Raw genomic sequence first — 20,111 nt, 5'->3', positions numbered from 1 at the left:
CGAGAGGGGCCTTGGGCGCGGGGAGCGCCCGAGGTTTCGACGGGTTCCCGTGCGCCTCGGGAGTCCGGCAGGGCATGCAAGTCTGCTGCCGCCAGGGTGGGTTGTCGAAGTAGCTCTGAAATTGCCGGGATGTCATGCGGGGGGCGGGGGCCGCCCGCGGGGAGGAACAGCGCGGTGCGGGGGGCGGGGGGCGGGGGGCCTCCCGGGGCGAGGAACGGTGCGAGGCGAACACGTCGAAACACTGGGGACCTGGGGGGTTCTGTGCGGCAAGGGGGACTAGTCAGACCGTTTCCGTCGGCGCGCGAGCGTCTGGCGAACGGCGCAATCAGACAGCCCGCGATCGAATGGGAGCAGCGGTACCGCCGTGCCGTGATCACCAGCGATACCGTGGCCACCGCCTTCGTGGTGGCGGCGATCGGCAACTTCTTCGGGGCCCGGGACGCGGCCAACTGGCATGAGAAGTGGGGGATTCTCGCATTCGGCACCGAGCTGCTGGTGCTGGGGACGCTCGCGGTGAGCCGGTCGTGGGCTCCGGCCGTGCTCGGCCAGGGCGCCGAGGAATTCCGCCGGCTCGGACGCTCGTTGTTCACGGCGACCGTCGTACTGGCGCTCGGCGGGATCGCTCTCACCTCGCGCAACATCAAGCTCTGGATCTTCGTCGCGATCCCCGCGATCGCGCTCGTCACCATGCCCGCGCGGTATCTGCTGCGCCTCTGGCTGCACAAACAGCGGAAGGAAGGACGGTGCCTGCGACCCGTGCTCGCTGCCGGGAGCCTGGCCACCGTGCGCGACCTGATCACCCGCACCCGCAAGTTCCCGCACCTCGGCTGGCGGGTGGACGCGGTGTGCACGACGGACGGTCTCGGCTTCGACGGTGACCAACTGGACGGAGTGCGGGTCGTCGGCCGACTGACGGACGTCGCGGGCCACGTCCACCGCGACGGCTACCGTGTCGTCGCGGTCACACCGGACCCGCACTGGTCACCGGACCGGCTGCAGCGGCTGGCCTGGAACCTCGAAGGCAGCGACGCCGAAATGGTCGTGGCCCCCGTGCTGATGGAGGTGGCCGGCCCGCGGCTGCACATCGACGCGGTGCTCGGGATCCCGCTGCTGCGGGTCAGCATGCCGACCTTCACCGGGGGCCGCCGCGCGGTCAAGGGGGTCGTCGACCGGATGGGCGCGGCGATCCTGCTGATGCTGTTCGCGCCGCTGATGGTGTTGGTCGGGCTGCTCGTGCTGGTGGACAGCCGGGGCGGGGCGTTCTACCGCCAGCGCAGGGTCGGCAAGGACGGCCGCGAGTTCACCATTCTCAAGTTCCGCACCATGGTCGCCGGGGCTGACGGGGCACGTGCCGAGCTGGCCGACCGCAACGAGGGCGCCGGCCTGCTGTTCAAGCTCCGCCGGGATCCGCGGGTGACCCGGGTGGGATCAGTGCTGCGCCGGTACTCGATCGACGAGCTCCCGCAGCTTTTCAACGTGCTCACCGGATCGATGTCACTCGTCGGTCCGCGGCCTCCGTTACCGGAGGAGTCCGCCGCGTACGGCCCGGACATCCGGCGGCGTCTGCTGGTCAAGCCCGGACTCACCGGCTTGTGGCAGATCAGCGGACGCAGCGACCTGTCGTGGGAGGAGGCGGTCCGGCTGGACCTGCGGTACGTGGAGGACTGGTCGCTCGCCCTGGACACAGTGATCTTGTGGAAGACGCTGCGTGCGGTGGTCTATGGGCAGGGGGCCTACTGATGCGCGGGAGTCGTCGTCCGGCCGGCGCGCGGACCGCAGGCCGGGAGTGCCTGCCTGGGGGGAGGAACGGGTCATGAAGGTCAGCGTTTTCGGTCTCGGCTACGTGGGCTGCGTGTCTGCCGCGTGCCTGGCCAGCATGGGTCACGAGGTCATCGGGGTGGACGTGAACCAGGTGAAGGTCGACCTGGTCAACGACGGCAAGGCCCCGGTGGTCGAGGAGCGTATCGGCGAGCTCATCGCCGACGTCGTGCGGACCGGAGCATTACGCGCCACCGGCGACGTCCACGAGGCGATCATGGGCAGCGAGGTGTCGCTGGTCTGCGTGGGCACGCCGTCGGAGCCCAACGGCAGTCTGTGCACCACGTACTTGGAGCGGGTCACCGAGCAGATCGGCGCCGCGCTGGCCGAGGGGGCCAAGCAGGGGGGCCGGCACACCGTCGTGTTCCGCAGCACCATGCTCCCGGGCACCTGCCTGAACCTGCTGGTGCCGATCCTGGAGAAGTACGTCGGCGGCATGGCCGGCGTGGACATCGGGGTCGCGGTCAACCCGGAGTTCCTGCGCGAGGGCACGAGTGTGCGGGACTTCTTCGACCCGCCCAAGACCGTCATCGGCGAGCTCGACCCGGCAAGCGGCGACGCGGTGTCGGCGCTGTACGACGGCTTGCCCGGCGAGGTGTTCCGGGTGCCGATCCCGACGGCCGAGGCGATCAAATACGCGGACAACGCGTTCCACGGCCTCAAGATCGGCTTCGCGAACGAGCTGGGCGCGGTGTGCCAGGCGCTCGGGGTGGACTCGCACCAGGTGATGGACGTGTTCCTGGCCGACCACAAGCTGAACATCAGCCCCGCCTACCTGCGGCCCGGCTTCGCCTTCGGCGGCTCCTGCCTGCCCAAGGACCTGCGCAGCCTGGTCCACGCGGCGCAGCGGGCCGACGTCTCGGTGCCCATCCTCGCCCACGTGCTCCCCTCCAACTCCGACCATCTGCAGCGCGCGGTGGAGCTGGTCGAGCGCACCGGCAAGCGCCGGGTGGGCCTGTTCGGGCTGTCCTTCAAGCCCGGCACCGACGACCTGCGCGAGAGCCCGCTCGTCGAGCTGGCGGAGAGGCTCTTCGGAAAGGGCTACGACCTGCGGATCTACGACGCCAACGTGAGCCTCTCCCGGCTGCTCGGCGCGAACCGCGAGTACATCGAGACCCGGCTGCCGCACCTCGCGCAGCTCCTCGCGGACTCCGTCGACGAGGTGCTCGAACACTCCGAGGTGTGTCTGGCCGGGACCAGGGATCCTGCCGTGCTGTCGGCGCTGCCTCATGGCGGCGACGGACCGGTGATCATCGACCTCATCCACCTTCCCGATGCCGACGCGCGACGGACCGAACCGGGGTACATGGGCCTTGCTTGGTAACACGACCAGGGGCGGACGGCCGGGCCGGCGTGCGCTGATCCTGGTGGAGAACCTGTCGGTGCCGTTCGACCGGCGAGTGTGGCAGGAGTGCACGACCCTGCGCGACGCGGGCTGGGAGGTGCACGTCATCTGCCCCCAGGGCAGTAAGCGGGACACGGAGCCGGAGGCCGAGATCGACGGGGTGCGGATCCATCGCTACCCGTTGCGCGCGGCCACCGGAGGGCCGGCCGGCTACCTGCGGGAGTACGGATCGGCGTTGTGGCATACGGTCCGGCTGGCCCGGAAGGTCGGGCCGGTCGACGTGGTCCACGCCTGCAACCCGCCCGACCTGCTCTTCCTGCCCGCGTTGTGGATGAAGCGACGCGGGGCCCGGTTCGTCTTCGACCAGCACGACCTGGTACCCGAGCTGTACCTCTCCCGGTTCGACCGCGGCAAAGATCTGCTCTACCGCGCCGTGTGCGCCCTGGAGCGGCGGACCTACCGGGCCGCGGACGTCGTGCTCGCCACGAACGAGAGCTACCGGGACGTCGCGGTGCGCCGTGGCGGCCGGCGGCCGGAGGACGTCTTCGTGGTGCGCAGCGCGCCCGACATCGACCGGTTCCACCCCGTACCGCCCGAGCCGGAGCTGAAGAGCGGCAAGCCTCATCTGCTGTGCTACCTCGGCGTCATGGGCCCGCAGGACGGCGTCGACTACGCCTTGCGGGCCCTGGCGAAGCTGCGCGACGAGCTCGGGCGGACCGACTGGCATGCGGTGTTCGTCGGCGCCGGCGACACCTTCGACGCGATGGTCGAGCTGTCCCGGCGGCTCGGGCTCTCGGAGCAGGTGCAGTTCACCGGGCGCATTCCGGACGCCGATCTGGTGCGCTACCTGTCCACCGCGGACGTGTGCCTCTCCCCCGACCCGCACAACCCGCTCAACGACGTGTCGACCATGAACAAGGTCCTGGAGTACATGGTGATGGGCCGGCCGGTCGTCTCGTTCGACCTCCGGGAGGCACGGGTCTCCGCAGGTGACGCCGCCCTCTACGCGCCCGCCAACGACGAGGCCGCATTCGCCGAGCTCATCGCGCTGCTGCTGGACGACCCGGAGAAGCGGGCCCTGATGGGCAAGATCGGCCAGGAGCGGATCAGCGGACCGCTCTCCTGGCGGAACTCCCAGCGAGCGCTGCTCGCCGCCTACGCCGCCGCCTGCCGTGACCATGCTCCGGTCTCGGCGGGCGACCAGGACCGTGCAGGGCGGAGGCCGCGCAGTTGAGCGATGACACGATACGCCTGGTCACGATCGGGCGGATTATCCGCCGGCGCTGGCGGCTCCTCACCCTCCTCGCCATGGTGGGTGCGCTCGTCGGCTACGGCACCTCCCTGCTGTTTCCGCCGCGCTACACGACGTCGGCATCGGTACTGCTGCCGGGTGCGTGGGAGGAGCGTGAGCTGCTGACTCAGGCGGAGATCGCGACCAGTTCGGCGGTGGTCGACCGCGCGGCCACCACGCTCCACTGGCCCGGGGTCGGCGGCAACGAGCTGCGGGATCAGGTGAGCGCCACGGCCGCCGACGGGAACATCATCAAGATCTCGGGCACCGCCGACACCCCGAAGCGCGCACAGCAACTCTGCGACCAGGTGGCCCAGCAGTTCGTCACCTTCGCCGCGCGGGTCGTGGACGGCAACACCGACCCCGAAGCGGCCGATCAGCTCGAGGCACTGCGGCAGATGGTGGTGCAGACCAACCGTCGCATCACCGACCTGGCCGACGCGGCCGATCCGGGCCGGACCGTGGAGAGCGTGCAGACCCGCACCGAGCTCGAGAAGCTGCGCACCTCGCTGCAGGAGGCCATCACCAAGCTGGACCAGGCCGGCCCGGCCGCCAACAAGGCCAACATGGTCGTCATGGGGCCGGCGCCCCGGCCGACCGGCGAGGCACCGCCGACGAGGATGCAGCTCATCGTCGGCGGGGCGCTGCTCTTCTTCCTGCTCGCGGTCATCGGCCATCTCACCGCCGCACGGATGAGCCGCCGGCTGCGCACCGAACCGGAGATCGCCGCGGCGCTGGGCTCGACGCTGCTGGGCACCGTCGACGTACCCGGTGCACGGTCCGCGTACCGGCCGGAAGGCCGTGGCCCGCGAGCCCTCCTCCGCCGGCTGCTGGGCGTCGACATCCGGTGGGACATACCGACCCCGCAGACGTACGGCGACGAGGCCGGCCGGCAGATCCGCTACCGGCGGGTGTGCGCTCGCCTCCGGGACCAGCTGCCGGCCCCCCGGCGGCTGCTGGTCGTCGTCCCGGACGGCGACGAGATCGCCCACCGGGCCGCCGGGCAGCTCGTCGCCGAGGCCGAGAGCGATCCGATGCTGCGGGTGGTGAGGGTCTCGATGTCCCAGCCGTTGGTGCCGGACCGCGAGAACGAGTCCGGTGCCCTGGTCGTGCTCAGTGCGGGCGCCTGGACCGCAGTTGAGCTCGCCGGCATCGCCGAGGCGTGTGCGGACGCCAAGCACGAGGTCGTCGGCGTCGTCCTCGCCGGCCCGGTCCGGGCCCGTGCGACGCAATCCGCCGGCCGTCCCCGGGATGCCGCCACGCCGCTACTCGCGGTGGGCGACGACGCGAAGGGAAGTTCAGGGTGACGACGAGTACGACTTCGGAGTCGTCGGCCGCCGCTCCGCTGCTCGACCTGCAGTCTCTGGTGGTGGCGGTGCGGAGGCGGCGCCGCCTCTGGTGCTCCATGGCGCTGCTGGGGCTGCTCGTCGGCGCGGCGGTGTCCGTGCTGCTGCCGTCGCCGCCGACCGCCGTGGCGAAGGTGCTGGTCGCGCATCAGGAGGACCAGCCGAACGACCCCGGAACGCTGATCCGCACCGACGTCGGACTGCTGCAGACCACGCGGATCGCCGCCAAAGCCCTGCGGTCCCTCGGGTCCCCGGAAAAACCGGAGGACTTCATGCAGCACTACGGTGCTGTCGGCCTGACCAACAACCTGTTGCAGATCACTGTGACAGGTGACAGCGACGCGCAGGCGGTGGCCCGCGCCAAGGCGCTGGCCGACGCGTTCGTCGCGGACCATGTGACGCGGATCAAGGACGCCGCCGACGCCGAGGCCAAGGCCCTGCTCGACCAGCGTGACCGGATGCAGGGCGAACTCGCCCAGGTCAACAAGGCGATCGGAGACGGATCGTCGCAGAGCGGGCCGAAGGCGTCGGCGAACCTGGAGTCGCTCTTCGCCAGCCGGGCCGAACTCACCTCGCGGATCACCGATTTCAGCCAGCGCGCCGCGGAGGCGCGCATCGGCACGCCCCAGCTCATCGCCGGCACACAGGTCGTGGACGCCCCGCGCGCGGTGCGGCACTCCCTGCCCAGAACCGCTGCCACCAACGCCGCGATCGGGCTCGTCCTCGGGCTCGTCCTCGGGCTCGCGGTGGCCGCGGTCGGCACGGTGGTGGCGGACCGCCCCGTGCTGCGCCGGGACATCGCGGCGAACCTCGGCGCCTCGGTCATCGCGGAGCTGCCCCGCAGGCCGGGCGGGTTCAGGAGACGCCGACGGATCCGGGCGGCACGCGAACGGCTCACCGCGTCCCTGGCCCGCACCGTGCGCGGCTCCCCGGAGCCGGTGTCGCTGCTGGAACTGGGCTGTGCGCGCGGCGCGAGCGTGATCGCCCTGGACCTCGCCGGGGCACTGGCGGCGGAGGGGCCGGTGGTCATCATCGATGGGCTGCCCGGCCCGCAGCTCGCCAAGCGCCGCCCGAAGCCGGGAGACCCGACCGTGGTCAGCGGCGAGCGTGCCGCCGCTGTGTCGCATCAGGAGCGCCGGCTCGGCGTCGGCTCGGTGGCGCCCGGCACGGCGTGGACCGACCTCCAGTACCTCGGCACTCAGACCGTGCTCGTCGTGCGTGCCGGGCACGGCAGCGCCGCATGGCTGCACACCGTGGCGCGGCAGCTCGCGGACCAGCGCATTCCGGTGATCGGTGTGGTGCTGATCGACCCCGATCCGCGTGACCGGACCGACGGCACGCTGTGGGACGGGCTGCACACCGCGCTGCGCGGCCAGAACGAGCGGCTGGCCCGGCAGAACGGGACGGGCCCGCGGCGGACGGAGCGGCAGCCGATGTGGGCGGCACGCGTCCCGGACAGCGACCAGGAGGCGCGGTAGACATGTGTGGCGTCGCAGGCACTTATCGATGGCCGGACGGGAAGGCCGTGGCCGACCGGCTCACCGACATCCTCGCCCACCGCGGTCCGGACGGGGCGGGCCGTTACAGCCACCCCGTCGGCGACGGCGAAGTGCACCTCGGCCACCGCCGGCTGGCCATCGTCGACCTGTCCGAGACCGGCGCCCAGCCGATGGTCTCGGGCGGCCTCGTCCTGACGTACAACGGCGAGCTGTACAACGCACCCGAGCTGCGTGCCGAGCTGGCGGCCGCCGGGGTGCGCTTCCGCGGTACCTCCGACACCGAGGTGCTGCTGGAAGCCTGGCGGCGCTGGGGCACGGACTGCCTGCCCCGGCTGCGCGGCATGTTCGCGTTCGGGATCTTCGACGAGCGAACCGGTGAACTGGTGCTCGCCCGCGACCAGCTCGGCATCAAGCCGCTGTTCCTGCTCCGGCGCGGCGAGGGTCTGGTGTTCGCCTCCGAGCTCAAGGCGCTCGCGGCCGTGACCGGTGGTTCGCTGCAGGTGGACCATGCGGCGCTGGTGGCCTCGCTGCTGTACTACTGGGTGCCGGACTCGCGGTGCGCGTTCCGCGAAGCGGAGAAGCTGCCGCCGGGGAGCTGGCTGCGGTGCCGGCCCGACGGCCGGGTGGAGCGCGGCCGGTTCTGGCACCTGCGGGACGTCGCCGCCGAGGCCCAGGAGCGGGCCCGGGACGGCGAGCAGCCGGATGTCGCCGCCATCGTCGAGGAGTCGACTCGGCGCCACCTGCTCTCCGACGTCCCCGTGGCGACCTTTCTCTCCGGCGGTCTTGACTCCAGCTACCTGACCGCACTGGCGGCCCGCGACCGGCCCGGGATCTCGGCTTACACGATCGGGTTCCGCGCGCAGGACGCCAGGTTCGAGGCGATGCCGGACGACCTGCGCTATGCCCGGCAGGTGGCCGAGCGGTTCGGCGTCGACCTGCATGAGATCGAGATCGCTCCGAACGTGCTCGACCTGCTGCCGCAGATGACGTACCACCTGGACGAGCCGATCGGCGACCCCGCCGCGATCAACACGTTCCTGATCTGCCAGGCCGCCCGGGAGGCCGGGGTCAAGGTGATGCTCTCGGGGATGGGTGCCGACGAACTGTTCGCCGGTTACCGCAAGCACCTGGCCAACCTGATCGCGCTGCGCTACCAGCGCGTCCCGCGGCCTCTGCGGCGCGGCCTGTCCAGGGCCGTGGACCGGCTGCCGGTCGCCACCGCCCGCCGGGGGTACCGGTCGGTGCGCTTCGCGAAGCGGTTCCTGTCCTTCGCCGATCTGCCGGAGGAGACCGCGTTCCGGCGCAGCTACACCATGTACGACCAGGACGAGCTGCTCGCCCTGGTCGATCCGGACCTGGCCGGGACGGTCGAGGACGTGCTGACCGAGCATGCGGACATCTACGAGGACAACGACCTCGACGACTTCGTCAACCGCATGTGCCTGGGCGACGCCCGGATGTTCCTGCCGGGCCTGAACCTCGCCTACACGGACCGGTCGAGCATGGCCGCGTCGACCGAGGTGCGGGTGCCGTATGTGGACGTCGAGGTGGTCAAGGCGGCGTTCGCCGTGCCCGGCGATCGCAAGATCGTCGGACGGCAGGGCAAGGCCGTCCTCAAGGAGGCGGCCGCCTCGGTCCTGCCCCGGGAGATCGTGTACCGGCCCAAGGGCCTGTTCAGCGCCCCGCTGCGGGCCTGGATGAGCCGGGACCTGGCCCCGCTGGTGCGCGAGGTGGTCAACGACGGCGTGCTCGTCAGTTCAGGGCTCCTGCGCCGCGACGCCCTGGCGCGCATGGTCGCCGAGGACGCCGCCGGGCAGCGGGACTTCTCCAAGCATCTGTGGCATGTGCTGACCCTCGAGTACTGGTATCGCGGCGCGACCTCTGGCTCCGGCCAGAGCCAAGCGGCTTGACGGCGTTGAAACATGAGGAGCTCGGGTGAAACAGGTTGTTCAGAACTACAAGAGCGGCGAGCTGGCGGTGCTCGACGTGCCGGTGCCGGGGTGCAAACCGGGTGGTGTGCTGGTCCGCAGCGCCTACTCGCTGATATCCACCGGGACCGAGCTCATGAAGGTGTCCGAGGCCGGCATGTCGATGCTGGGCAAGGCCCGTTCCCGGCCGGACCAGGTGGCCAAGGTCATGCAGAGCGTGGCCACCAACGGGGTGCCCGCCACCTACCGCAAGGTGATGGGCAAGCTGGACTCCTACACCCCGCTGGGCTACTCACTGTGCGGGGTGGTCGAGCAGGTCGGCGCCGGCATCGACGACGTGAAGGTCGGCGACCTCGTGGCCTGCGCCGGCAATGAGCACGCGCTGCACGCCGAGCTGAACTGGGTGCCGAAGAACCTCTACGCCCCGGTGCCGGACGGCCTCGCGCCGCGGCACGCGGCCTTCGGCACCGTCGGGTCGATCGCGATGCAGGGCGTGCGCCAGGGCGAGCCGCAGCTCGGCGAGGTGGCGCTGGTCATCGGCCTCGGGCTGATCGGGCAGCTGGTGGCGCAGCTCCTCACCGCCTCGGGGGTCCGCGTCGTCGGGGTCGACCCCGACCCGGTGCGCTGCGAGCTCGCCGAGCGCCTGGGCGCCGCGGCCTGCGGCGATCCCGCGTCCGCGGCCGTGGAAGTCGCCGTCGCCGAACTCACCGGCGGTCATGGCGTGGACCAGGTGTACCTGGCCGCCGGCGGCGGCAGCAACCAGCCCGTCGAGCTGGCCGCGCGGCTCTGCCGGGACCGCGGCCGGGTCGTCGACATCGGCAAGTGCCGCCTGGACCTGCCGTGGAACGCGTACTACGAGAAAGAGCTCGACGTCCGCTTCTCGCGCTCGTACGGCCCCGGGCGCTACGACCCGGAGTACGAACTCGAGGGGCGGGACTACCCGATCGGCTACGTGCGCTGGACCGAGCGCCGCAACCTGGCGTGCTTCCTCGATCTCCTCGCCCGCGGCGGCGTCGACGTGGAGCCCCTGGTCTCCCATATCGCCGACTTCGATGACGCCGTCGAGACGTACCAGCGCCTGAAGGACGGCGACCTGAAGGCCGTGGCCGTGCTGTTCCGGTACCCCGAGCAGGAAGAGGAAGCGGAAGCGGGGGAAGCGGAGGCCCCGGCGGTGGCCGTGCCCGCGGTGCGACGCGGCGGCGGAACGTCCACTCCGGCCCGGTCCGCCAAGGCGCCGGTGCGCCTTGCGTTCCTCGGCGCGGGAAACTACGCGACGTCGATGCTGTTGCCGCACCTGGCCCAGCGCGACGGCGTCGAGTTGTCCACGGTCGTCACCACGACGGCGCTGTCCGCGGCCAACGCGCAGCGGAAGTTCGGCTTCGCCGAGGCGACCACCGATCTCGACGCCGTGCTCGGCGACACGTCCATCGACGCGGTGTTCGTCGTCACCCGGCACAGCTCGCACGCCGAACTGACCCGGAAAGCGCTGCTGGCCGGCAAGACGGTGTTCGTGGAGAAGCCCCTGGCCCTCACCGAGGACGAGCTGGCCGGCGTACTCGCGGCGGTGGAGGAGTCCGGCAACGACCGGCTGCAGGTGGGCTTCAACCGCCGGTTCGCGCCGCTGCTCCAGGAGGCCAGGAGGCGGTTCGGCGCCCGGACCGGTCCGGCGAGCCTGCGCTACCTGGTCAACGCGGGCCGGCTGCAGCACGGCAGCTGGTACCTCCAACAGGGCACCGAGGGCTCGCGGTTCGCCGGGGAGGGCGGACACTTCATCGACACGGCGAGCTGGCTGCTCGAGGCCGACCCGGTATCGGTGTACGCGGTCGCCACGTCCGGCAACGAGGACCTGCAGGTCGTGCTGCGCTACCCGGACGGGTCCACCGCCACCATCAGCTACGTCACCACCGGCGCGGCCGGCTTCCCCAAGGAGACGCTGGACCTTGTCGCGGACGGCAAGGTGCTGCGGCTCGACGACTTCGTCCGTGCCTCGGTGTACAGCCGCAAGCGGTGGGTCAGCTCGCGGCTGCCCAAGGCCCGGGACAAGGGCCAGTCCGCCGAGCTGGCCGCGTTCATCAAGGCCGTGCGGACCGGCGGGCCGATGCCGGTGCCGCTGGAGTCGCTGGTCGCCACCACGTCGGCCACCCTCGCGGTGCAGGCCGGCCTGGTCGGCGGCGCGCCGGTGACGCTGGCGAGCGCGCGATGACTGTGAGCTCGGGGAGTCCGGGCTGGTACCTGCGGCGGCTGTCCCGGATGGGACCACGGGAGGTCGGCGGCCGGGTGGGCGACGCGGTGCGCAGGCGGCGGTGGCGGTCGGCGCGGCCCGACTGCCCGAGCGTGACCGGCGCCCGGTTCACCGCGGTGCTGCCCGCCGGGACGATCGCCGCGATACCTCCGGACGCCGCGAAACGTCTCATCGCCGAGGCGGACCGGCTGATGTACGGGCACGTCGAGTATTTCGGGGTGGTCCGCGACGACCTGACCGACCCGGACTGGTGGTGCGACCCGAAGACCGGGCGCCGGGCTCCGTGGGGCTACGCCTTCGACGTGCCGTACCGCAACGAGGACGCGGTCGGGGACATCAAGCAGATCTGGGAGCTGTCCCGGCATCAGTACCTCAGCGTGCTCGCCGCCGCCTACGCGATCACCGGGAACGAGCGGTACGCCGAGCGCGTGGCCGAGCACCTGCGGTCGTGGTGGGCGGCCAACCCACCGCTGCGCGGCGTGCACTGGATCAGCGGCATCGAGCTGGGCATCCGGCTGCTGTCCTGGGTGTGGATCCGCCGGCTGCTCGACGGCTGGCCGGGCGCGGCCGGGCTGTTCGAGGACAACCCGGTGGCGCTGAACCAGATCTGGCACCACCAGCGCTGGCTGGCCGCCTTCCCCAGCCGGGGGTCCTCGGCGAACAACCACGTCATCGCCGAGGCCGCCGGGCAGTTCGCCGGGGCCTGCGCGTTCGGGTGGTTCCCCTCTTCGGCGCGCTGGCGAGCCGGCGCGCTGCGGTCGCTGGAGCGGCAGCTGCGCGGCAACACCTTCGACTCCGGCCTCAACCGCGAACTGGCCACCGAGTATCACGGGCTCGTGCTGGAGCTCGGCCTGGCCGCGGTGGCCGAGGCGGATGCCGCCGGTGTGCCGGTCCCCGCGTCGATCCGGCAGGTACTGCTGCGGATGACCGACGCGCTCGCGGCCATCGTGGACAGCCGGTTACGGCCACCGCGCCAGGGGGACGCGGACGACGGGCACGGTCTGGTCGTGGACGGCGCGGGAACCGACCGCTGGGCCTCGCTGCTGGCCACCGGGGACGCCGTGTTCGGCCGGCTCGCCTGGTGGCCGGCGGTGACCGGCACCGATGTGCGCACCCCGCTGCTGGCCGCGCTCATCCGGCCGTACTCGAAGGAGGAAACCGCACCGGCCGCGTCCCGCCCGGCAAGCCGGCCGGCCCATTTCGCCGACGCGGGCATGACCATCCTGCGTGATCCGGCAGGGATCTGGTGCCGTTGCGACGGTGGTCCGCACGGCTTCCTGTCCATCGCCGCGCATGCCCACGCGGACGCGCTGTCCGTGGAGGTCCGGCACGACGGGGTCGACGTGCTCGCCGACCCGGGGACGTACTGCTACCACGGGCAGCCCGAGTGGCGGCGGTACTTCCGGTCGACCCTCGGCCACAACACCCTGCAACTGGATGGCGGTGACCAGTCCGTCTCCGGCGGGCCGTTCCTGTGGACCCGGCAGGCCCGCAGCCGCGTCCTGGTCGCCGAGACATCCGACGCCTCCGACGGGGGGACGGCCCGCTGGTGCGCCGAGCACGACGGTTACCAGCGCTCCGTGCACCGCCGCCGGGTGGAGCTGACCGGCGCGAGCCAGGAGCTGAGGGTGGTCGACGAGGTGCGCGGCCCGCGCCGGACCGTGCACCTGGCCTTCCACCTCGGGCCGGCGATCGCCGCGGACCTGGCGGGCAACCGCGCAGTGCTCACCTGGACTCGGAACGGCGAGGACCGCTCCGCGGTGCTCGACCTGCCCGGGCAGCTGCGCTGGCGGGCGCATCGCGGCGAGACCGACCCGCCGCTGGGCTGGTACTCCGCCGGTTTCGGGCGCAAGGAACCCACCACAACCCTGGTCGGTACCGGCTTCGCCGACGGCGCGGAGGGCTTCACCACCGTACTCAGGTTCCGCGGCTAGGGGGGCGCGTGGGGATCAAGAGGCGGCACTGGGCGTTGGCGGCGGCACCGCTGGCGCTGTCCCTGCTGGCGGCGACCGGCTGTGAGAGCACGCCCGGCGCCCGGGCGAAGCCGGCCGCTACGCCATCCACGCCCGTGGCCGGGGTGTGCGCCAAGCCCGCGGCCGGCCCGGCGAAGGCGCCGGCGGGCGCGGTGACCGTCGACCCCGCGGTGGTCGGTGACCTGGCGGCGAAGACCAAGAGCAGCCCCCCGAACACCACGTTCTGGCTTCGACCGGGCAAGCACAGGCTCGAGCCGGACCGCTACGCCCAGGTCATCCCCAAGAAGGGGGACAGCTACCTCGGTGCGCCGGGCGCGGTGCTCGACGGCCGCAAGACCAACCAGTACGCGTTCGGCGGCACCGCCCGCGACGTCACCATCCGCTACCTGACGGTGCAGGGTTTCGTCGCGCCGCGCGACGAGGGCGTGGTCAACCACGACTCGTCCGACGGGTGGGTGATCGAGCACGCGACGATCCAGAACAACTCCGGCGCCGGTCTGATGGCCGGTGCCCGCCAGCGGGTCCGCGCCAGTTGCCTGCGGGACAACGGCCAGTACGGCATGAACGCGTACAAGGGCACCGGCCGTATCAGCGGCCTGGTGGTCGAGGGCAACGAGATCGTGGGCAACAACACCGGCGACTGGGAGCGGCGGCAAAAGGGCTGCGGCTGTACCGGAGGCATCAAGTTCTGGGCCGTCAACGGCGCCGACGTACGCGGCAACTGGGTGCACGACAACCGCGGAGCCGGCCTGTGGGCGGACACCAACAACAACGACTTCCTCATCGAGGGCAACGTGCTCGAGGCCAACGACGGTGCCGCGCTGATCTACGAGACCAGCTACAACGCGGTCATCCGGAAGAACACGATCCGGCGGAACAACTGGGTCGAGGGCCGCAGGTACGCCGACAGCGGCGACAACTTCCCGTTCGCGACCATCTACCTGTCCGAGTCAGGCGGCGAACCACGGATCCGAGCCCGCACGGACAAGATCGACATCTATCGGAACGTGCTGGAGAACAACTGGTCCGGGATCACCCTGTGGGAAAACGCCGACCGGTTCTGCAACAGCCCCGCCAACACCTCGTCCGGTGACTGCACGTTGCTGGTGAAGAACACCCACCGCTGCGCACAGCCGGCGATCGCCACCGCGCCGCTCTACGCCGACTGCCGGTGGAAGACCCAGCGGGTGGACATCCACGGCAACCGCTTCGTGCTGGACAAGTCCGTCGTCGACTGCACGGTGAGGTGCGACCGCATGGCGGTGCTGGCCAACTACGGCACCTATCCGGACTGGTCGCCGTACCAGGGCGAGCGGGTGGCCGAGGCGATCACCGGCAAGCAGCACAACCGCTGGCACGACAACGTCTACGTCGGACCATGGAAATTCGTCGCCCACGACCCGAGCCGAATACTCGACTCCGGGCAGTGGCAGGGCACGCCGTACCAGCAGGACGCGGGCAGCACCTTCCGCGCAGGGGACGGTGGTTGAGATGGGCGCGGACCACACGCCGAAGATCGTCGGGACAGTCTGGGGGCTGCTGGTCCTCAACACGCTCGGCTCCGCCGGGGCGAAGACCATCATCCCGCTGCCCCGCTCCCTCATCCAGATGGTCACCATGGGCGCGCTGGTCGCCGCGTTCGCGCTGGCGCTCGCGGTCAATCTGCGGCTGCGCATCCGAGCCAGCGCCTTCCTGTTCCTGCTCACCCTGCTGCTGGTGGAGAGCGTGATCTCCAGCGTGCACCTGGAATCCGGGTTCGGCGCGCTGTTCCGCTGCTTCCGGCTGGCTCTCTTCGTCAGCACGCTGTGGCTGCTCAGCCGCTGGTGGGACGGCGGCCCGACGTTCGTCCGGCACCACATCCGGATGTACCTGGCGGTGCTCGGGACGGTGGCCGCCGGCTTGGTCGCCTCGCCGGGCGCGGCCCTGCCCGACCTCTACGGCGGCCGGCTGGTCGGCGCGTTGTGGCCGCTCACCCCGCCCCAGATCGGACAGTACGCCGCGGTGATCATCGGGCTCACCGTGCTGCTCCTGCTGGGCCGCCGGACCGACAGGACCAGCGCGGCCGTGGTCATCGTGCCGTCGCTCGTCCTGCTCGCCCTGACCCACACCCGCACGGCCACGCTCGGCCTGCTCATCGGGCTGGCGCTGGCGATCGGCTCGCTCATCCTGACCAGCGCCGCCGCCCGCCGGTTCTTCACCTGGGCGGTGGTGATCGGCGCGGTGGCCGCGGTGGGGTTCGCCTCCGCGCTGCAGACGTGGTTTCTGCGCGGACAGAGCCAGGAGAACTTCTCCAGTCTCACCGGCAGGGCCAAGGTCTGGCACGCCCTGCTGACAGCACCCCGGACGACCTCGGAGTACCTGTTCGGCGTGGGCCTGGGCGACAAGTCGTTCAACGGGCTGCCGATCGACAACAGCTGGCTGGCCGTCTACAACGAGCAGGGCGTGATCGGCGTCACCCTGGTGGCGGCGGTCATCACCGTGCTGGGCGGCGTCGCGTTGCTGCGGCCACCGTCACTGTCCAGGGCCTGCGCGATCTTCCTGATCAGCTACTGCGCGATCGCGTCGTACACCGAGGCCGGTCTTGGCGACGCCTCGCCCTATCTGCTGCATCTGGCCGTGGCCGCCTCGCTGCTGACGGCACCTGCCGCGGCCACTCCCCTCGCGGCGCCCGAAGTCCCTCGACGACGCGTCCCGCGATGGGCCCAGAGATCGGAGGTGACCTGAGCATGCACGTCCTCGTGGTGCACAACCGCTACGCCTCGGCGCAGCCGAGCGGGGAGAACAAGGTCGTCGACCAGGAGGTGGCACTGCTGCGCGCGGCCGGCCACCGGGTCGAGGTGTTCGAGCGGCGCAGCGACGACATCGCCGCCCGCTCCCTCCTCGGCAAGGTCGCGGTGCCGCTCCTCGTGCCGTGGAACCCGGCGGTGCGCGCGGAGCTCGCCGCCCGGCTGCGCACCGAGCGGCCGGACGTGGTGCACGTCCACAACGTCTTCCCGCTCCTGTCGCCCGCGGTGCTCGCCGCCTGCGCCGACGCCGGTGTGCCCGCCGTCGCCACGCTGCACAACTACACCCAGGTCTGCCCGCCCGGCACGCTCCAGCGGGACGGCCGGCCGTGCACCGAGTGCGTCGGGTCCGCGCCGCTGCCCGCCGTCCGGCACGGCTGCTACCGCGGCTCCCGCCTCGCGACGGTGCCGCTCGCCGTCAGCATGTCGGTCAACCGACGGCGGTGGTGGTCCGGCGTGGAGCGGTTCTTCTGCATCTCCGCGGCGCAGCGCGATGTCCTGGTGCGGGCCGGCATGCCGGCCGAGCGACTGGCGGTGAAGCACAACTTCGTGCCCGAACCGGGCGCCCGCCGGGATGGCGCAGGCGATCATCTGCTCTATCTCGGCCGGCTCGCGGAGGCCAAGGGCGTACGGCTTCTCATGGCCGCGTGGGACGAGGCAGAGGCGAGCGGCGGTGTGGGCGTCCCGCTCGTGATCGCCGGTACGGGGCCGCTGGAGCCGGAGGTGACCGCCTGGGCGGCGGGCCGGGACGACGTGCGGTACGTCGGCCTTTATGACACGGCGGAGTGCCGGCAGGCCATCGCGCGGTCGGTCGCCGTGGTGGCTCCCTCGACGTGGCTGGAGGCGTTCGGCCTGGTGGTCGTGGAGGCGATGGCGGCCGGGGTCCCGACCGTCGCCGCAGGTCACGGCGCCTTCGTCGAACTCGTCGAGGACGGCGTCACCGGGCTGCTGCACCGGCCGGGCGAGCCCGCCTCGCTCGCGTCCTGCCTGCGCCGGATCACGGCCGAGTCGGCCCGCAACCAGGAGATGGGCCAGGCGGCCCGGCGCCGCTACGAGCAGGGATTCAGCCCGGCCGTAGGCCTTGAGCGGCTGGTCGAGGAGTACCGCACCGCGATCGCGGGTCGGTCAGCACTGGCTCGCGGTGGGGACACCCGCGCGAGCAGGGGGGATGGGGACAGCAGATGACACGATGCCGACTCTGCGGCTCGGAAGCGATGACGAGCGTCGTCGATCTTGGGGCGACGCCACCGTGTGAGAGCTTTCTCGCCGCGGACCAACTGGACCAGCCGGAGCCGGCGTACCCGCTGCACCTGCGGGTCTGCACCGAATGCTGGCTCGCGCAGATCCCTCCGCTGATCACGCCGGAGGAGACGTTCAAGGAGTACGCGTACTTCTCCTCCTACTCGACCTCCTGGGTGGAACACGCGCGCACGTTCGTCGCCGACGCCGTACAGCGGCTGGGTCTCGGCACCGACGCCTTCGTGGTCGAGGTGGCGAGCAACGACGGGTACCTGCTGCGACACGTGGTCGACCGCGGGATCCGCTGCCTCGGCATCGAGCCGTCGGTGAACGTCGGCGCCGCTGCGCGGGAGGCGGGGGTGCCCACGCACACGGCGTTCCTGAGCCCCGACACCGGCTCGGCCGTCCGCGCCGAGCACGGCCCGGCGGACCTGGTCGTGGCCAACAACGTGTACGCGCACATCCCCGACGTGGTCGGGTTCACCCGGGGGCTGCGCGCCCTGGTCGCCGACGACGGCTGGGTCTCCATCGAGGTGCAGCACCTGCTGACCCTGATCGAGGAGAACCAGTACGACACGATCTACCACGAGCACTTCCAGTACTACACGGTCGCCTCCGCGACCCGGGCGCTGGCGAGTGGCGGACTCGCGCTCGTGGACGTCGAGCTGCTGCCCACGCACGGCGGCTCCATCCGGCTGTGGGCCCGGCCGGCCGAGGTGGCCGGCGAGCCGACCCGGCGGGTGGCCGACGTGCTGGACCGGGAGAAGGCCGCCGGGCTGCAGGAGTTGTCCGGGTACACCGAGTTCTCCGCCCGGGTGGCCAAGGTGCGCCGGGACCTGCTGCGGTTCCTCATCGAGGCGGCCGAGCGCGGTGAGACGGTCGCCGGCTACGGCGCCCCGGGCAAGGGCAACACCCTGCTCAACCACTGCGGCATCCGGCCCGACCTGCTCCCGTACACGGTCGACCGCAACCCCTACAAGCACGGCAGGTTCACCCCGGGCACCCGCATCCCGATCCTGCCGCCCGAGCGGATAGCCGCCGACAGACCGGACTACGTCCTCGTCCTGCCGTGGAACCTGCGGGCCGAGCTGGTCGAGCAGCTGTCCTTCGTGCACGAGTGGGGCGGCCGGCTGGTCTTCCCCATCCCGGAACTGAGCATTGTCGAGGCCAAGTCATGAAGGTCGTCCTGTTCTGCGGCGGTTACGGGCTGCGTATGCGCAACGGAGCTTCCGACGACGTGCCCAAGCCGATGGCGATGGTCGGCCCGCGGCCGCTGATCTGGCACGTGATGCGCTACTACGCGTACTTCGGGCACACGGAGTTCATCCTGTGCCTCGGGTACGGGGCCCACCACATCAAGGACTTCTTCCTCAACTACGAGGAGACGACGTCCAACGACTTCGTGCTGCGGGGCGGGCGGACCGAGCTGCTGTCCACCGACATCGCCGACTGGACGATCACGTTCGCGCAGACCGGCATCGAGTCACCGATCGGGGAGCGGCTGCGCCGGGTGCGGCATCACCTGGACGGCGACGAGATGTTCCTCGCCAACTACGCCGACGTGCTCACCGACGCCCCACTGCCGGACATGATCGACCGGTTCGCCCGGCGCGACGCCGGTGCGTCGATGATGGTGGTGCCGCCGCAGTCGTCGTTCCACTGCGTGGACCTGGGCGAGGACGGCCTGGTGGGGGGCATCACCGCGGTGAGCGACATGCCGCTGTGGGAGAACGGCGGCTATTTCGTGCTCCGCCAGGAGGTCTTCGACCACATCCCGGAGAACGGGGACCTGGTCGCCGACGGATGCGCCCAACTGGCCAAGCGCGGCCGGCTGGTGGCGCACCAGCACCGGGGCTTCTGGAAGCCGACCGACACCGTGAAGGAGCGGGCCGCGCTCGACGACGCCTACGCCCGGGGCGACCGCCCGTGGGCCGTGTGGGAACGGGACGGCGCGGGGGCGAGCGCGACCGGCAGCAGGGACGGCTCCGGAGCGAGAGCGTGATCCGGCTCGGGGCGGGGCGCCTGGACCGGATCGTCGCGGTGGGGGCGCACTGCGACGACATCGCCATCGGCGCCGGCGGCACGCTGCTGACGCTGTGCCTCGCGCGGCCGGGTGTCCGCGTCGACGCGCTGGTGCTCTCCGGCGGCGGCAGCGAACGGGAGCAGGAGGAGCAGGCCGCGCTCGCCGCCTTCTGCCCGGGCGCCGACCTGCGGCTGACCGTGCTCAAGCTGCCGGACGGCCGGATGCCCGCGCACTGGGAGGAGGCCAAGGCCGCGGTCGAGGAGCTGCGCGAGCGGACCGAGCCGGATCTGGTCCTCGCCCCGCGTACCGATGACGCGCACCAGGATCACCGCGGCCTGGCACAGCTGCTGCCCACCGCGTTCCGCGACCACCTCGTACTCGGCTACGAGATCGTCAAGTGGGACGGCGATCTCGGCCGGCCGGCGGCGTACCAGCCGCTGACGCCGGAGATCGCCGAACAGAAGGTGCGGCTGTTGCAGGAGCACTACCCCTCGCAACGGCACCGGCCCTGGTACGACCGGGAAGCCTTCCTCGGCCTCGCGCGGATCCGCGGCATCGAATGCCACGCCCGCTACGCCGAGGCGTTCGCCGTCACCAAACTCACTCTCAACCTGGGGGAATGAA

At 71.5% G+C, this 20,111-nt stretch carries 14 protein-coding genes; all 14 read left to right on the top strand.

Annotated features, from left to right (window positions below):
* Positions 1–261: 261 nt before the first annotated feature.
* The 14 genes from ACIQTP_RS12990 to ACIQTP_RS12925 all read left to right on the top strand — a co-directional run bounded on the left by ACIQTP_RS12990 (position 262) and on the right by ACIQTP_RS12925 (position 20,110).
* The gene (locus ACIQTP_RS12990) at positions 262–1,740 is read left to right on the top strand and encodes a sugar transferase (protein WP_403399248.1); all 1,479 of its coding nucleotides are present in this window, start codon (positions 262–264) and stop codon (positions 1,738–1,740) included.
* Positions 1,741–1,813: 73 nt separating this feature from the next.
* Positions 1,814–3,142: a nucleotide sugar dehydrogenase gene (locus ACIQTP_RS12985; RefSeq protein WP_403399246.1), complete on the top strand. Its 1,329-nt coding sequence runs from the start codon at positions 1,814–1,816 to the stop codon at positions 3,140–3,142.
* On the top strand, positions 3,093–4,397 hold the full coding sequence (locus ACIQTP_RS12980; protein WP_403399244.1) for a glycosyltransferase family 4 protein: 1,305 nt from the start codon (positions 3,093–3,095) through the stop codon (positions 4,395–4,397). The genes ACIQTP_RS12985 and ACIQTP_RS12980 overlap by 50 nt, the downstream gene beginning before the upstream one ends.
* Positions 4,394–5,761, top strand: a complete 1,368-nt coding sequence (locus tag ACIQTP_RS12975) for a Wzz/FepE/Etk N-terminal domain-containing protein (protein ID WP_403399242.1) — start codon at positions 4,394–4,396, stop codon at positions 5,759–5,761. The genes ACIQTP_RS12980 and ACIQTP_RS12975 overlap by 4 nt, the downstream gene beginning before the upstream one ends.
* Complete coding sequence (locus tag ACIQTP_RS12970; protein ID WP_403399240.1) at positions 5,758–7,278, top strand: Wzz/FepE/Etk N-terminal domain-containing protein; 1,521 nt, start codon at positions 5,758–5,760, stop codon at positions 7,276–7,278. Before ACIQTP_RS12975 ends, ACIQTP_RS12970 begins: the two co-directional genes overlap by 4 nt.
* Before the next feature lie 2 nt (positions 7,279–7,280).
* A complete protein-coding gene (gene asnB / locus ACIQTP_RS12965; RefSeq protein WP_403399239.1) occupies positions 7,281–9,209 on the top strand; it encodes an asparagine synthase (glutamine-hydrolyzing) in 1,929 nt (642 codons plus the stop codon).
* A 25-nt stretch (positions 9,210–9,234) separates the two neighbouring features.
* The gene (locus tag ACIQTP_RS12960) at positions 9,235–11,430 is read left to right on the top strand and encodes a bi-domain-containing oxidoreductase (RefSeq protein ID WP_403399236.1); all 2,196 of its coding nucleotides are present in this window, start codon (positions 9,235–9,237) and stop codon (positions 11,428–11,430) included.
* Complete coding sequence (locus ACIQTP_RS12955) at positions 11,427–13,403, top strand: alginate lyase family protein (protein ID WP_403399234.1); 1,977 nt, start codon at positions 11,427–11,429, stop codon at positions 13,401–13,403. The genes ACIQTP_RS12960 and ACIQTP_RS12955 overlap by 4 nt, the downstream gene beginning before the upstream one ends.
* An 8-nt stretch (positions 13,404–13,411) precedes the next feature.
* Positions 13,412–14,932: a right-handed parallel beta-helix repeat-containing protein gene (locus ACIQTP_RS12950; protein ID WP_403399233.1), complete on the top strand. Its 1,521-nt coding sequence runs from the start codon at positions 13,412–13,414 to the stop codon at positions 14,930–14,932.
* 1 nt (position 14,933) lies between these two features.
* Entirely contained in the window at positions 14,934–16,166 is a 1,233-nt protein-coding gene (locus tag ACIQTP_RS12945; protein ID WP_403399230.1) for an O-antigen ligase domain-containing protein, read from the top strand.
* Positions 16,167–16,168: 2 nt separating this feature from the next.
* A complete protein-coding gene (locus ACIQTP_RS12940) occupies positions 16,169–17,410 on the top strand; it encodes a glycosyltransferase (protein WP_403399227.1) in 1,242 nt (413 codons plus the stop codon).
* Positions 17,407–18,642, top strand: a complete 1,236-nt coding sequence (locus ACIQTP_RS12935; protein ID WP_403399225.1) for a class I SAM-dependent methyltransferase — start codon at positions 17,407–17,409, stop codon at positions 18,640–18,642. The genes ACIQTP_RS12940 and ACIQTP_RS12935 overlap by 4 nt, the downstream gene beginning before the upstream one ends.
* Positions 18,639–19,466 (top strand): glucose-1-phosphate cytidylyltransferase, encoded by an 828-nt coding sequence (locus tag ACIQTP_RS12930; RefSeq protein ID WP_402038583.1) that lies wholly within the window; start codon positions 18,639–18,641, stop codon positions 19,464–19,466. Before ACIQTP_RS12935 ends, ACIQTP_RS12930 begins: the two co-directional genes overlap by 4 nt.
* On the top strand, positions 19,463–20,110 hold the full coding sequence (locus tag ACIQTP_RS12925; protein WP_403399222.1) for a PIG-L deacetylase family protein: 648 nt from the start codon (positions 19,463–19,465) through the stop codon (positions 20,108–20,110). The genes ACIQTP_RS12930 and ACIQTP_RS12925 overlap by 4 nt, the downstream gene beginning before the upstream one ends.
* Position 20,111 lies beyond the last annotated feature (1 nt).

Source organism: Streptomyces sp. NPDC090798 (assembly GCF_044768965.1).
Lineage (GTDB): Bacteria > Actinomycetota > Actinomycetes > Streptomycetales > Streptomycetaceae > Streptomyces.
The sequence above is the reverse complement of the archived record's forward strand: the minus strand, read 5'-3'. Positions and strand labels throughout refer to the sequence as shown.